The organism is Amycolatopsis sp. cmx-11-12, assembly GCF_046269425.1.
Lineage (GTDB): Bacteria > Actinomycetota > Actinomycetes > Mycobacteriales > Pseudonocardiaceae > Amycolatopsis.
Genome location: NZ_JADNQM010000006.1, coordinates 123436 through 136679 on the forward strand (window position 1 = coordinate 123436; position 13244 = coordinate 136679).

Here is a 13244-nt window from a genome sequence, read left to right on the forward strand (position 1 = left end):
TGTCCTGCGAACGGCCCCTCACGCGGGGGCCACCGCTTTCAGCGCGGTCATCACGGCCGGATGCACGCTGGCCGAGGCCAAGCAGACTTCGAAGACCTGATCCGCCTTCGTCAGCGGGTCGGTGAGATCCAGCGGCCGCCCGTCGAGATCGGTGCACACACCGCCGCACTCCCCGAGTACGCACAACGCGGCCGCCACGTCCCAGATCCGGCAGCCGCGATGCACGAACGCCCCGTAGGCACCGTCGGCCACCATGCAGATGTCGAAGACGCTGTTGCTCATGCGGACGCCGAGGCACGCCGTCCCGAGTGCCGCGGCGATCCTGCCTTCGGCGGCCATCAGGCCGGGCGGGCCCTTGTCCATGCCGAAGGCCACCAACGACCTCTCCGGGCCGGTGGCCGGGAGCGGTCCGAGTGGCTGTCCGTTGCGCGTGGCCCCGTTGCCGGATTCGGCGACGTAAACGGTGTCGAACGCCGGCAGCGCGAGGCCGCCCGCGAGGACTCCCCCGGCGCCGACCGCCGCCATCATCACGCCGTAGAGCGGGCTGCCCGCGGCGTAATTGCTCGTGCCGTCCAACGGGTCCACGATCCAGGTGACCTCGTCGTCGCCGGGCGTCGGCCCGCTCTCCTCTTCCAGGATCGCGTGCCGCGGATACCGTTCCCTGATCCGCCCGGTCAGCAGCGCGCCGATGGCGAGGTCCGTGTCGGTCACGATCTGGTTGACGTCCGACGGTTTGACCGTCGCTTCGCCGGTGCCCCGCATTCCCACGGCCACTTTGGACGCTTCGCGAAAGCAGGTTTCGATGAACTCCGCGAAACCGGTCATGACGCGACCTTGGCGTATTCCGCGATGATGGGCTGTTCCGGAGAAATCACGGTGTCCGGGATCTCGTCCAGCCCGAAGAACCGCCACGTGCTGTTCTCCGCGGTGTCCAGGACGATGGTGGCGGTTTCCGGCAGGCGGGCCACGTACGCGGCGGTGATGTTGTAGATCTCGTCGCCGTTCGGATAGCGGTAGTAGTACTCCGCGCCGGAAAAGAGCCCCAGCAGGTTCAGCTCGCCGATGTCCAGCCCGATCTCCTCCTTGACCTCCCGCCGCCCGGTCTCCTCGAACGACTCCCCCGGCTCCATCAGACCGCCGGGCAGTCCCCAGCCGCCGGTGTCGACCCGCTCCAGCAGCAGGACGCGGTCGGCCGGATCGGTGATCACGACCGAGGTCCCGGGAAGGATCAGCGGCCGGGTTCCGACCAGTTTCCGCAGTTCCGCCACGTAGTCGTTCACGATGCTCTACCGCCTGCTTTCTGTGCTGTCGCGTGTATTTCGCGGATGAGGTCGCAGATCTCGTCGACGACCCGCGCGGGCATATGAGAGTAGAGCGGCAGCGTGATCATGCTCGAAGCCAGTTCCTCGGTCACGGGCAGTTCCGTGACGGCGGGGACGCCCCGATAGGCGGTCTGCTGGTGCATGGCCGGGCTGAAGTACTTGCGAGTGCTGACGTTCTCCCGCCCCAGCCGCTCGGCCAGCGCGTCGCGGGTCATCCCGAAGCGGGTGGCGTCGACACGGATCCCCAGATCCTTGTACGAACTCGCGGCGCCCTCCGGAACCGTCTGGAATTCGAGGCCGGGCAGTCCGTCCAATCGGGAGCGATAGTGTTCCGCCAGGGAACGCCGGACGCCGAGCCAGTGGGAGAACCGTTTGAGCGCGTGCACGCCCATGAACCCGGAGACCTCCGTCATCCGGCCGTTGAGTCCGACGAAGCGGCTGTCGTAATCGCCGGGATTGCCGTATTCGCGTGCCATCCTCAGCTTGGCGGCGAGAGCGGCGTCGTTCGTCGTGATCAGCCCGCCCTCACCGGTGCTGAGGGTTTTGGTCGGGCTGAGGCTGAACACCTCGGCCACCCCGTTGCCGCCGACCATGCTCCCGTCGGGGTAGCGGCTGCCGAAGCCGTGCGCGGCGTCGAAGATCAGCGGAATCCCCCGCGAGTCGCACAATTCCCGCAGCGGGCCGGTGTCGCACGGGACCCCGAAGGTGTGCACCCCCAGCACGGCGGCCGCCCCCGGCAGGAGCGGGGCCACGGCATCGGGGTCGAGAGTCCAGGTGCGGGGATCCGAGTCGGCGAACCGGATCCCGTGTCCCGCCCAGTCGATGGCATGGCCGGAAGCCATGAAGGTGAAGCTCGGGACGACGACGTCACCGGTCAGCTCCAGGCAGCGGAGCACGAGCATCAACCCGGTGGTGCAGCTGCTGACCGCGACCACGTGGCCGACACCCAGGTACGCGCCCGCGGCTTCCTCGAATTCCCTTACGTACCGCCCGTTGGTGAGCATCCCCGACTGGAGGATCTCCTTGATGGCCAGCTCCATCTCGGCGTCGGCTTCCACGGTCGGGCGGGCCATGGGGACGAGTTCGGGAAAACGTCTCGGGCTGAGGTCGGTCATGGTCGGGCTCCTGAGGGTGGAGGACGGAAACTCACGCCGAGACCGGGTCCACGCGCTGGGCCACCGCGGTCAGGTAGTTGCTGTAGCGAGCGGAGGCGAAGTCCGAGTACTTCCCTTCGCGCATGGCGTCCCGGATTTCCCGGGCGGTGTCGACGACCCGGCGGCTCGGGGTGAAGCCCAGCTCCCGCCGGATGGGATCGAAGTTCACCCGGTAGTTCCGTGGATCGGTGTGCTCTTCGAGGATCTCCATGCGGACGCCGTCGATCTCCTCGGCGATCAGCTTGCCGATGGAGTCCATGCGGTAGTTCTCTTCGCCGAAGCCACAGTTGTAGATGCTCGGGGCGGCACTCCGGTCGTCCCGCAAGACCAGGTGCACCGCCGCGGCCGCGTCCTCGACGTGCAGGAAGGGCCGCCACTGGGTCCCGCCGTGCACGGTGACCCTGCCGTGTTCCACGGCGTTCGCCGTCATGATGTTGACGGCGAGGTCGAACCGCATCCGCGGGGACAGGCCGTGGATGGTGGCGAACCGCAGCAGGCGAGGGGAAAGCTCGTCGCGGGGCAGGGAGAGCAGATAGTGCTCGGACAGCACCTTGGATTCGGCGTAGACCGACTGGGGCGACATGGGTGACAGGACGCCCACCTCCGCGTCCGCCGTGAAGCCGTAGTTGCTGCAAGTGGAAGCGAAGACCAGCGACCGGATCCCGGCCCGCCGGCACGCCTCGGCGACGCGGATGGTGCCGAGATAGTTGACGTCCCACGCGGTGTCCGTGTCGACACCGCAGGCCGGATCGCCCACGATCGCCGCCAGGTGCACCACCGCGGCCACGCCGTCGAGGGCCTTGTCCCAGGCCCCCGTGTCGAGGACGTCGCCGTCGATGTAGGTGACCCCGGGCAGTTCGAGTTCCGGACCGGCGACCAGACCGTTGTCGATGACCACGACCTCCGCCCCGGCTTGGCAGAGTCTCCTGGTCAGCACCGATCCGATATAGCCCCGTCCGCCGGTGATCAGGTACTTCTTCATCGCGCGTCGTCTCCCAGCCTGGCGTCGGCCACCACGATCTGACCGAGCGAAATGCCGCCGTCGTTGGTCGGCACCTGCTGGTGGCAGTACGGGTCGAATCCCGCCTTCCGCAGCTCCACCATGCAGTTGACCAGCAGGAACTCGTTCAGGAAGACCCCGCCGGAGAGCACCACCCGGTGCGTTCCGGGCTCCCGCAGCGCCTGGCATCGGTCGACGACCATGTCGACCACGGCCGAGTGGAACCGACGGCTCAACGTGGCGGAGTCCAGCCCGGCCTCCCGGTCCGCGGCGAGCGCCCGGATCACCGGCCGAGGGTCGATTTCCTGGTCGTTCAGGCCGAATCGGTACCGCTGCTCGGCCATGGTGAAGTCGCGTTCGAGCAGACCCTCCAGCTCGATCGGGCCCTGCGCCTCGTATTCGGCGTGCGTGGTGATGGCCAGCAACGCGGCGACGCCGTCGAACAACCGGCCCATACTGGACGCGGGTGGAGCGTTGATCCCGCGCCGCGCCATGGTGGCGAAGACGTGCCGCTGCTGCTCGTCGAGGGTCTCCAGCACCGGGAAGGCGGTGACCGCGGCGGAAGTCTCGCCGAACGCGTCCAGCGCGAGCGCGAAACCCGTCCTGATCGGTTCGGTGACCGCCTTGTCGCCGCCCAGGAGCGGCACGGTCCGCAGATGCGCGACGCGGCGTGCGTCGCGATAGCCGCCGACGAGGAACTCGCCACCCCAGATGGTGCCGTCGTCGCCGTATCCGGTGCCGTCGAAGATGACACCGATGGTCTCGCCGTCGAGCCGGTTCTCCGCCATACAGGAAGCCATATGCGCGTGATGGTGCTGGACCGGGACGACCTGTTCGAAGGATTCGCCCTGCTCCTGAAAGGCGTACCGGGTCGCGCGGAACTGCGGATGCAGGTCAACGGCGGCGTGCCGCGGGCGCAGCTCGTGCAGGTCGGCGAGATGACGGACGGCCTCTCGATGCGCCCCGAACGTCTCGTCGTTCTTGATGTCGCCGATGTGCTGGCTGACATAGACGCGTGAGCCGCTGCTCAACGCGACGGTCGTCTTCAGCTCGGCGCCGTAGGCCACCAGCGGCGCCAGCTGCCTGCCGACCTCCACGGGATACGGCGCGTAGCCGCGGGACCGGCGGATGAAACCGACCAGTGGCTCGCCGAGTTCGGGATGCTCGGAGTACCGGACGATCGAGTCGTCGACCCGGACTTCGATGTCACGGTCGTTGTAGAGGATCAGGTCGGCGACGGCGAAGAGCTGCGCCAGCGCGTCCTCGTTGCGGAACACGATCGGATAGCCGGAAATGTTGCCGCTGGTCATGACCAGGGTGTCCAGTCCGGCGTGGTCGAGCAGCAGATGGTGCACCGGCGCGGACGGGAGCATGACGCCGAGATTGGGATTGCGGGGGGCGATCTGCCCCGGCAGTCCCGGGGAACGCTTACGCAGCAACACGATCGGGCGGGCGGGGGAGAGCAGTAGTTCGGCCTCGGCCGGACGGACCTCGGCGAAACCCTCGACCGTGCCCAGATCGCGTGCCATCACCGCGAACGGCTTGGAATCGCGCCGTTTGCGAGTCCGGAGCCGGGCGACCGCCTCGCCGTCACGGGCGTTGACCGCGAGGTGGAATCCGCCGACGCTCTTGACCGCGACGATCCCGCCCTCGGTAAGCGCCGCCGTGGCCGCGGCCAGCGCTTCCTCCCCCGAAGCCGTCTCACCGCCGGAGCCGGCCAGCAACAGCCGGGGACCGCAGTCGGGGCAGGCGTTGGGCTGGGCGTGATAGCGACGGTCCAACGGGTCCCCGTACTCGGTGGCACATGGGCGGCACATGGTGAAGCTCGCCATCGTGGTGACGGCCCGGTCGTAGGGCAGCTCGCGGATGATCGAGTACCGCGGGCCGCAGTTGGTGCAGTTGATGAACGGATACCGGTAGCGACGGTCGGCCGGATCACGCAGCTCGGCGCGGCAGTCGGCGCAGACGTAGGAGTCGGCGGGCACGACCGTGGTCCGGAGGCCGCCGTGCCTGCTTTCCCGGATGGTAAACCCTTCCGGCCGCGCCTCGGCCTCGGGCAGGTCGTTCACCTGCACCGCCGTGACCCTGGCCTGGGGCGGTGCCTGTGTGCTGAGGCCTTCGGTGAAGCGGTGCACCTCCTCCGGCCTGCCGGTGACCTCGATCAGCACGCCCTCCGGGTCGTTGAGCACCCAGCCGGTCAGGTCGCAGTTCAACGCGAGCTTGTAGACGAAGGGCCGGTACCCCACGCCCTGGACCACCCCTGCCACGCGAATACTTCGCCGGACACTCAGATCGCTACTCGGCATCTCGTCACCTCCCCGCTCAGCACTTCACTGATCAGCACAGACGCGGCAGCTCGGCACCCTGAAGTTCCTCGACCACGGAATCCCGCCCGTCCGCGTCGCGCCTGAGCACGATCGGATCCGCGTCCCCCGTCACCTCGCCGATCGTCGTCGCCTCGGCGCCGTACTTGTGCGAGCGGAGCACGGCCAGCACGTCCTGCTCCGCCGCGGGATCGACGAACAGGCACAGACAACCCTCGTTCGCGGCGTGAATCGCGTTGATTCCCAGCATGTCCGCGGCCATCACGGTCTCGAACTGAATGGGCAGCCGGTTCTGCTCGAACCGGACGGTGTGCCCGGACGCCCTGGCGTACTCGTGCAGGACGGCGGCCAGCCCACCGCGGGTGACGTCCCGGACCGAATGCACCGCACCCTCGCCGACCGTCGTCAACAACGCGTCCATGAGCCCGTTGAGCGGCGCGCAATCACTCAGCACCCGCTGCTCGAATCCGAGGCCCTCTCGGATCGACAGCAGATGCACCGTGTGATTGCCGATCGGTCCGCTGAGGATCACCCGGTCACCGGGCCGGACGTCACGCATCCGCAGCGGCGCGCGCTCGAAGACGCCGATACCCGCGGTGTTGAGGTAGATCTGGTCGACCTCACCCTTACGGACCACTTTGGTGTCACCGCAGACGATCTGGACACCTGCCTCGAGCGCCGTCTCCCGGATCGACGTGCACACCTGGTGGAGACGGGCCATCGGCAACCCCGTCTCCAGGATCATCCCGAGTGTCAGGTAGAGCGGCCGCGCGCCGACCACGGCGAGGTCGTTCACCGTGCCACAGACCGAGATCTTGCCGATGTCCCCATTGCCGAAGAACGGCGGGTCGGCCACGAACGAGTCCGTGGTCATCGCGATCTTCCCGGCGGGAATGGAGAGCATCGCGCTGTCCTCCATCTCGCCGATGTACACCTCCCCGAGTGTCTCGACGACGAAGGAGATCAACTCGCCGCTGAGTTTGGCTCCACTTCCGTGGTCGAGGACGACCTCGTCGAGGCCGGTCACCGAGTTCGCCATCGGGCGTCCTACCTTTCTTCGAGCGAGGGCCGGAAGCCCTTTCGGACAGGGCTCAAGGAAGGGTCTTGACGACCATTCGGGGCAGTTCACCCTTGACGTCGAGGGTTTCCAAGATCTCTTTCGAGCTCGCGACCGTGGCGCAATAACCGGCCAGCCAGGCGAGAGAGCGATCGCGATCCTCTGTCTTGTCGGAAACGACGCATTCGGCGGGCACCCAGACGTTGTAACCGCGGAAGAACGCGTCGGCGGCGGTGGTCTGGACACAGATCTGGGTCTGCAATCCGGTGACCACGACGGTCTCGACGCCCTCCGCCTGGAGCAGATCGTGCAATTTCGTCTCGTAGAAACCGCTGTCCTTGTTCTTCTCCACGACGACGTCACCCTCGCCGAGGAACGCGGGAAGAATCGCAGCGCCCTCGGTTTCGCGTTGCAGCGGCAGGGTTCCGTCCGCGCGACGGTTCGCGTTCGGGTCGTCGGGCAGGTTGATCAGCTGCAGGTGGTAGACCGTGTGTCCCCGCCGCCGCATCTCGTCGAGGAAGGCGATGTAGTGGGGCTGCGCGTCGGTCATCACCGCGGTGCGCTCGGGGGTCAGGTAGACCACGTCACCCTGAAGATCGTTGGTGATGACAGCGATTTTGCCCATGACAGCTCCTTGTCGAGAGGAATGACGGATAACGAAAACCCATGAGACACGGAAATGATCCAGCAGGATCGAACGAAAGAAGTCCCCAGAGAACGACCTATGGCCGCAAAACGAATCCCGTCAGAAAGACTCGCTCCCCCAGTCCCCCTTTATTTTCAGATTCTCGCCCCAGCCGCCTAATGGTCGAGACCACTGACACACCTTTGTCTACCCAGCGAATGTCACCGTGTCAAGACCCGGATTCTCCCCCGAAAGATCAATTACCCGGCCTTCTGTGAATTCCACAGAATTCGGTCCCGCTACATACGGATACCCGCGCCGACAGCGGCCATGTCGCACCTGCGGCAGCTCCGAAATCCGTAGTGCGGCAAAAGGATCAAGCCCGTCGGGATACCTGCTTCATCAGTCACCGGACCACTTCGTCGCCCGAACATCGGTACCCTTCGGCAATGCGTCTGTTCTTCTCCGCCGGTGCGGGTTACAGCCATATCGTTCCGCTGCTGCCGTTGGCCGTCGCCGCACGGGACCATGGCCACGACGTCGTGTTCGCGACCGGGTCGAACGCGGTCGAGCACTCACGGGCGAGTGGCTGGCCGACGATCGGCGTGGACGGACCGGTCGACGAGGCCGCCGCCCGTCAGGCTTGGGGGAGATACTCGCCCAGTTCGACATGGCAGCCCAGGTCGACGGCGCCCGGGCAGGTGTGCTCACCGATGCGGGCTCCCCCACCCGGAACGGGATCCGCGACGCCGTCCGCACGGTGCTCGCCGACCCCGCCTACCGCGACTCGGCCGCGTCCCTCGCCACGCGGATCGCGGCGATGCCGGAACCCGCCGCCATCCTGGATCACCTGGCGGAGTCGGAACCCTGACCGCGGGGCGTTTCCCGTGTCCTGAAGGCCACCGTTGAGCCGATGATCCGGTGGAGCCAGAACAGTTCACTTCCCCGGACGTCGTAGAGCCATCTCGACGGAATCCACTTCCTTTCCGAGGCGCCGATGGGTCTTGTCCTCGTTCCGGCGGGTCAGCGCCACGCCGGCGAGGACGGTCACCACGCCCATCAGCATCGTCGGGGTGGGCCGCTCGTCGAGCACTGCCGCGCCCAGGATTATGGAGACGACCGGGAGCAGGTACGTCACCGTCGAGGCCTTCACGGTGCCGTCGTCGGAGATGATGCGGTAATTGAGAATGTACGCCACTCCGGTACCGAAGAGACCGAGAATCGCCAAGGCGATCAAAGCATCTGCTCGCGGTTCGAGCATAGGCGCCCCTTCGACGGCGAGAGCGGGCACGAGCAGCACGCTTGCGGCCGAGAGCTGCCCGGCCGACAGGATCAGTGGCGAAATTCCCCTGTTCGTCAGGAAACGTGACATGTAGACGTAGCTGACTCCGAGGAACATGGCCCCGATCAGGCACTCGAGTCCGCCCCAGCTCATCAAGTCGGAATCTTCTTTCCACGGACTGAAGATGAGTACGCAGCCCAGGAATCCGATCACCAGACCTGGTGTCTGCCGAACGTGGCTATCGCGCTGCCCTCGGTCGAAGGCCCACGCGGCGAGGAAAGTCCACATGGGGGTCGAGGCGTTGATGACTCCCGCCGATGAGGAGCCGATTTCCTTTTCCGCCATGGTGAACAGCAGATACGGAATCGCGTTCGCCAGTGCGGCGGATACCAGGATATGTCTCCAAGGAAGGGACCTCGGCGCCATCCGCCGTCGGCGGAGGATCCACAGAACCACCAGCAGGAAAGCGGCGCCGATGACCATCCTCAGAAAGGTGACCTGAACGGCGGTGAAGCCTCTCAGCGAGATCTTGATCCACAGGAAGGTCGATCCCCACAGTAGGGCGAGCAGTCCGATTCTTACCGCGCTTGCCATGACCCGCGAGCTATCGGCGCGCGGAGGCCAAGGCGGCCGTCGAACCGACCAAGGGATTCAAGGTGGATACGGCCGGGGTCCCCGGCGCGACGCCCGGCAGGAAGTCTTTCCACTTTCCGCTCAGCACGGTGGGGCTGTCGACGACGTTGGTCCCGTCGGCATAGTAGGTGGACGACAGGACGCGGCGAGGGATGCCGGTCCGGTTGGGTCCTGCCGTGTGGAAGCAATCCGCGGCATGGAAGGACACTTCGCCCAGCTCGAACGGGCTCGAATCCGGGACCACCCCGTTTGCCCGCAGTTCGGCCTCCACTCGCTCGTCATAGGAGCTGTTTTCCACGGAGACCGGGATCTTCAGCACCGAGCCGGGGACCGAAGTGCGCGGAAGGCAGGTCAAGGTGCCCATGGCGGCAGGGATGCGCTGGAGGGGGAACCACGACGTACAGACCGCGGGAGAAGCCAGCGGATAGTGATCGTGGTCGCGGTGCCATGGCGTCCGGCCACAGCCAGGCTCTTTCGAGAGGATGTTGTCGTGATACAGACGAACGCCCTCGACGCCCATGAGCTGTGCGGCGACGTCGCCGAGCCGGCGCGACAGGGTCACGCCGCGCACCAACGGGTCGGTCAGCCAGACCTGCTCCACCGCCAGGAAACGGCCGTCATTCCCGGTTCCGTGCATCGCGTCCAGGAGTTCGTCGACTCGCCGGGAAAGCGCCGCGACCACCGAGGGCGGCACCATGTTCCGGAGTCTCACATAACCGTTCCGCCGGAAAAAGGAGATGCTTTCCTCGGTCAGCGCGTACGGCGCGGCGAGGCTGGCATGTACCTCGTATTCGGGTGCCTCGATTTCGACGGAACGCTCGGGGTCCGGTGCCACGGCCGCGGACTCGGCCGGAGCCTGGGATGCCAGTGTCATGTACCAGTCCCACCACTGCTGGTCATCCCCTGGCCAATCAGTTCTCGCAGGATCGGACACTCTTTCAGATCGCGCCATTTCCATGAATTCCCCTTGATTCGACGACGGCGTGCGCCGATCTGCTACACGCCGATTGAATCCCCAGTTTCGCCTGGCATCCAGGGTGTCGCGGACGATTGCGGAGCACCATCCGCCGGATGAGTGACAGCATGTCACTGTCCCGAAGATTGTTCTCGAATGCGCATTCATGCTTCGCGGCGACATTAAGCGAGCACTGCGATTTACCCGCCGGGCACTGTCACTAAATCATCCGGTGTCAACGAGCACTATCGCGACATGTTTCGTATTCGTACGGCCGATCACATACGAAACGCACCGAAAAGGCGGAATGCGTGCCGGCCCGGCGTACGGTGGGTCACCACCCCTCGGCGACGCTCTTGCCCGTCGATTTTGGTGTGGAATACTGCGCTCATGTCCGCTCCGCCCGTTCCATATTTCTCCCAATGGGAATCCCCCGACCTGGTCAAGGCGATCGTCACCGGCGCGATGTCCGCGGCCGACGATCCGCGGTGGCCCGAGTCCGGGGCCGTTTCCGCGCGGGAGTACGAGTTCTGGTCGTGGCGGATCTGCGGGATGGCGTGCCTGCGGATGTTGCTGGCCCAGCGCGGGCAGGCGGTACCACCGAGTGTCGAGCTGGCCAAGGAGTGCGAACGCTTCGGCGGGTACGTGCAGCATGAGAACGGTGTGCGGGGCTTGATCTACGCGCCTTTTCTGAGCTGGGTCGCGGACCGGTTCGGGCTCACCGGTGAAGTGCGGGTCGATTTCGGTGTGCCCGAGCTACGGAATCTTGTCTCACAGGGGCATCCGGTGATCGCGTCGGTGCATCAAACGATCAGGGAGCCGAAGAGCAGTCCTCCTGCCCGGGGCGGGCATTTGGTCCTGGTCACCGCCGTGGACGAATCGGGGCTGTACATCAACAATCCATCGGGGTTCAGCTCAGGTAGTCAACACGGCGCCCGCGTGGAGGACGAGGACTTCGAGCGGTTCTACGCCATGCGCGCCATGGTCTTCGACCGTACCGGCTGAGCTTGCCGGGTGATTGCCACCCGCCGGAGTGCAGGCCGGGGACCACGGGCCAGCGCGTCCCGCAAGGCGATGCCGGTGTTCCAGAACCTCACCCCGGTCGGCCATGAGCAGATTTGCTCTCCTGGCTGGGCACCGAAGGGAGTCTCCTCGCGACTGCCTGGTGGCCGTGTCGCGAAAGCCACTTTCGGGACGTCAGACGTCGCGAAAGTGGCTTTCGCGACGCCCTGGATGGCGGCGCGGCGGGGACGGTACCGGCCAGGAGGACGTCGGAGCGGCGCGGTGAAGCCTGATCTGCGATGTCCTGGCGCCGGCCACGGAGCACGTGGTGCGGCGATCTCGGCGACGCCGCAGGTGTGCTCGACCGCGCTCATCGCGTTGACGACTCGAATTCGAAAAGCACTGATGTTTTGTTCACGACGGACGCGGCGGGCCGCACACAGGAATCGAAACCCGGTGCGGAAACATTTACATTTCCAAAACTGCGGGGGGTGCCGAATACCGCGGATTCTCGCCATCCCCGGCACCCCGGACATCTGGAGGAGAAAGTCGCGGCGGGCGCCCTCCGGCTCAGCGACGACGAGCTGGCCTTGCTCGACGGGATCGCACCCAACCCGGATCTCGCGTGATTGAAGGGCGAACACGCGTGATTGGAAGGAGAACACGCGTGATTAGAGGGAGAAGACAAGATCACGGGGACTAGCTTTTGTCCACTTCGGACAGTTTGTCCAGTCGTGCGAGCACCAGCTCATGCCACTTCAGCTCGGCTTCGATCCGCAGGCGCGCGTGCTCCAGGACCAGGTCGTCGGCGACGGACTGATCGGGCCACCGGCGCTCGCCCAGGTGACCGAACTGGGTCGCCTGTGCCGTGAGCGCGGCGAGCCGGTCTTCGAGATAGCCCCGCACCATCTCACGATCGAGATCGCCGCTGACGACCAGCGCGAGGTCGACGGGATCGGGTTTGAGGCCCACTTCCGCGAAGGCCTCGTCGCGCAACGCGCGAAGCTCGCGGTGGCCTTCGGCGGTGATGGAGTAGACGGTGCGCGCGGGTAGCGCGCCGAGCTGCTCGGTCCGGACGGGTTCGATCAGTTTCTCGCCTTCGAGCCGGTGCAACGCGCCGTAGAGCGAACCCGGTTTGACCTGCGACCACAGCTCGGTGCGGTCCATCCGCGCCTCGCGCCGGAGCTGGTGGCCGTGCATGGGGCCGCGTTTGGCCAGCGCGCCGAGGATGAACAGTCTTGTCGGGTTCACGTCCCTAGTACAACACGAGTACTCGCGTTTGAGTACTCTCGTCGCATGACCATCCGCCCCATCCTCATCCGCGGCGAGCCGGCGCTGGCCAGGGTGGCGGTTCCCGTCACCGAGTTCGACGACGACCTCCGCCTGCTCATCGCGGATCTCCACGAGACCAACACCGCCGCCAACGGGGCCGGTCTGGCGGCGAATCAGGTCGGGGACGGCCGAAGTGTCTTCATCTACGACTGTCCGGACGACACCGGGACCCGCTACCGTGGCCACATCGTCAATCCGGTCCTGCGGACGTCCGAAATCCCCGAGACCATGCCCCATCCGGACGACGACCTCGAGGGTTGTCTTTCGGTACCCGGCGAGGTCTTCCCCACCGGCCGCGCGCGATGGGCGGCCGTCGACGGCTTCGATGGACACGGCCGGCCGATCACCGTCGAGGGCACCGGGTTCTTCGCGCGCTGCCTTCAGCACGAGGCGGACCACCTGGCCGGAAAGCTCTACCTGGAGCGCCTCGTCGGCAGGCACGCGCGAGGCGCGAAGCGCATGCTCAAGAGGAACGGGTGGACGGCGCCTGGACACACGTGGCTGCCCGGCGACGTCCCCGACCCGTTCGGCCACTGACCGGGCCCCGCCACCCGCTTT

The 13244-nt window shown here is 66.3% G+C and carries 14 protein-coding genes; 4 read left to right on the forward strand and 10 right to left on the reverse strand.

The genetic code is table 11. The features are described 5' to 3' along the window. Window positions 1-18: 18 nt before the first annotated feature. Genes ACLARN_RS10430 through ACLARN_RS10460 form a run of 7 tightly spaced genes read right to left on the reverse strand, consistent with a single transcriptional unit; the run spans window position 19 to window position 7482 of the window. The gene (locus ACLARN_RS10430; protein ID WP_409491121.1) at window positions 19-825 is read right to left on the reverse strand and encodes an inositol monophosphatase family protein; all 807 of its coding nucleotides are present in this window, start codon (window positions 823-825) and stop codon (window positions 19-21) included. After that, window positions 822-1280, reverse strand: coding sequence for an NUDIX hydrolase (locus ACLARN_RS10435; protein WP_409491122.1), 459 nt, complete (start codon window positions 1278-1280; stop codon window positions 822-824). The genes ACLARN_RS10430 and ACLARN_RS10435 overlap by 4 nt, the downstream gene beginning before the upstream one ends. Continuing rightward, window positions 1277-2437, reverse strand: a complete 1161-nt coding sequence (locus tag ACLARN_RS10440) for a DegT/DnrJ/EryC1/StrS family aminotransferase (RefSeq protein ID WP_409491123.1) — start codon at window positions 2435-2437, stop codon at window positions 1277-1279. Before ACLARN_RS10440 ends, ACLARN_RS10435 begins: the two co-directional genes overlap by 4 nt. Before the next feature lie 31 nt (window positions 2438-2468). Next, the gene (locus tag ACLARN_RS10445) at window positions 2469-3458 is read right to left on the reverse strand and encodes an NAD-dependent epimerase/dehydratase family protein (protein WP_409491124.1); all 990 of its coding nucleotides are present in this window, start codon (window positions 3456-3458) and stop codon (window positions 2469-2471) included. Then, window positions 3455-5782 (reverse strand): carbamoyltransferase HypF, encoded by a 2328-nt coding sequence (hypF, locus tag ACLARN_RS10450; protein WP_409491125.1) that lies wholly within the window; start codon window positions 5780-5782, stop codon window positions 3455-3457. Before hypF ends, ACLARN_RS10445 begins: the two co-directional genes overlap by 4 nt. A 31-nt stretch (window positions 5783-5813) precedes the next feature. Beyond that, window positions 5814-6839: a hydrogenase expression/formation protein HypE gene (hypE, locus tag ACLARN_RS10455; protein ID WP_409491126.1), complete on the reverse strand. Its 1026-nt coding sequence runs from the start codon at window positions 6837-6839 to the stop codon at window positions 5814-5816. Window positions 6840-6891: 52 nt separating this feature from the next. Beyond that, window positions 6892-7482, reverse strand: a complete 591-nt coding sequence (locus tag ACLARN_RS10460; protein ID WP_409491127.1) for a cysteine hydrolase — start codon at window positions 7480-7482, stop codon at window positions 6892-6894. 670 nt (window positions 7483-8152) lie between these two features. On the opposite strand from ACLARN_RS10460, the gene ACLARN_RS10465 reads away from it, so the two are divergent. Beyond that, window positions 8153-8353 carry a hypothetical protein gene (locus tag ACLARN_RS10465; RefSeq protein WP_409491128.1) on the forward strand — a complete coding sequence of 67 codons (201 nt, stop codon included), beginning with the start codon at window positions 8153-8155 and terminating at the stop codon, window positions 8351-8353. Window positions 8354-8419: 66 nt separating this feature from the next. On the opposite strand, the gene ACLARN_RS10470 is transcribed toward ACLARN_RS10465, so the two are convergent. Both ACLARN_RS10470 and ACLARN_RS10475 read right to left on the reverse strand, forming a co-directional pair. Next, on the reverse strand, window positions 8420-9358 hold the full coding sequence (locus ACLARN_RS10470) for a DMT family transporter (RefSeq protein ID WP_409491129.1): 939 nt from the start codon (window positions 9356-9358) through the stop codon (window positions 8420-8422). Window positions 9359-9368: 10 nt separating this feature from the next. Beyond that, window positions 9369-10271: a phytanoyl-CoA dioxygenase family protein gene (locus tag ACLARN_RS10475; protein ID WP_409491130.1), complete on the reverse strand. Its 903-nt coding sequence runs from the start codon at window positions 10269-10271 to the stop codon at window positions 9369-9371. 471 nt (window positions 10272-10742) lie between these two features. Between ACLARN_RS10475 and ACLARN_RS10480 the strand changes: the two genes are divergently transcribed. After that, entirely contained in the window at window positions 10743-11357 is a 615-nt protein-coding gene (locus tag ACLARN_RS10480; protein ID WP_409491131.1) for a C39 family peptidase, read from the forward strand. 488 nt (window positions 11358-11845) lie between these two features. After that, window positions 11846-11983 carry a hypothetical protein gene (locus tag ACLARN_RS10485; RefSeq protein WP_409491132.1) on the forward strand — a complete coding sequence of 46 codons (138 nt, stop codon included), beginning with the start codon at window positions 11846-11848 and terminating at the stop codon, window positions 11981-11983. Window positions 11984-12053: 70 nt separating this feature from the next. Here ACLARN_RS10485 and ACLARN_RS10490 read toward each other — a convergent pair whose 3' ends face one another. Continuing rightward, a complete protein-coding gene (locus ACLARN_RS10490; protein WP_409491133.1) occupies window positions 12054-12605 on the reverse strand; it encodes a PadR family transcriptional regulator in 552 nt (183 codons plus the stop codon). Between the two features lie 45 nt (window positions 12606-12650). On the opposite strand from ACLARN_RS10490, the gene ACLARN_RS10495 reads away from it, so the two are divergent. After that, entirely contained in the window at window positions 12651-13223 is a 573-nt protein-coding gene (locus tag ACLARN_RS10495; protein WP_409491134.1) for a peptide deformylase, read from the forward strand. The last annotated feature ends 21 nt before the right edge of the window (window positions 13224-13244 follow it).

What these genes read in the sequence shown, in the direction of transcription:
- ACLARN_RS10470 (WP_409491129.1), bottom strand. Translation starts at nt 9,358, where the DNA reads ATGGCAAGCGCGGTAAGAATCGGACTGCTCGCCCTACTGTGGGGATCG.
- ACLARN_RS10480 (WP_409491131.1), top strand. Translation starts at nt 10,743, where the DNA reads ATGTCCGCTCCGCCCGTTCCATATTTCTCCCAATGGGAATCCCCCGAC.
- ACLARN_RS10460 (WP_409491127.1), bottom strand. Translation starts at nt 7,482, where the DNA reads ATGGGCAAAATCGCTGTCATCACCAACGATCTTCAGGGTGACGTGGTC.
- ACLARN_RS10495 (WP_409491134.1), top strand. Translation starts at nt 12,651, where the DNA reads ATGACCATCCGCCCCATCCTCATCCGCGGCGAGCCGGCGCTGGCCAGG.
- hypE (WP_409491126.1), bottom strand. Translation starts at nt 6,839, where the DNA reads ATGGCGAACTCGGTGACCGGCCTCGACGAGGTCGTCCTCGACCACGGA.
- ACLARN_RS10475 (WP_409491130.1), bottom strand. Translation starts at nt 10,271, where the DNA reads ATGACACTGGCATCCCAGGCTCCGGCCGAGTCCGCGGCCGTGGCACCG.
- ACLARN_RS10430 (WP_409491121.1), bottom strand. Translation starts at nt 825, where the DNA reads ATGACCGGTTTCGCGGAGTTCATCGAAACCTGCTTTCGCGAAGCGTCC.
- ACLARN_RS10465 (WP_409491128.1), top strand. Translation starts at nt 8,153, where the DNA reads ATGGCAGCCCAGGTCGACGGCGCCCGGGCAGGTGTGCTCACCGATGCG.
- ACLARN_RS10440 (WP_409491123.1), bottom strand. Translation starts at nt 2,437, where the DNA reads ATGACCGACCTCAGCCCGAGACGTTTTCCCGAACTCGTCCCCATGGCC.
- hypF (WP_409491125.1), bottom strand. Translation starts at nt 5,782, where the DNA reads ATGCCGAGTAGCGATCTGAGTGTCCGGCGAAGTATTCGCGTGGCAGGG.
- ACLARN_RS10445 (WP_409491124.1), bottom strand. Translation starts at nt 3,458, where the DNA reads ATGAAGAAGTACCTGATCACCGGCGGACGGGGCTATATCGGATCGGTG.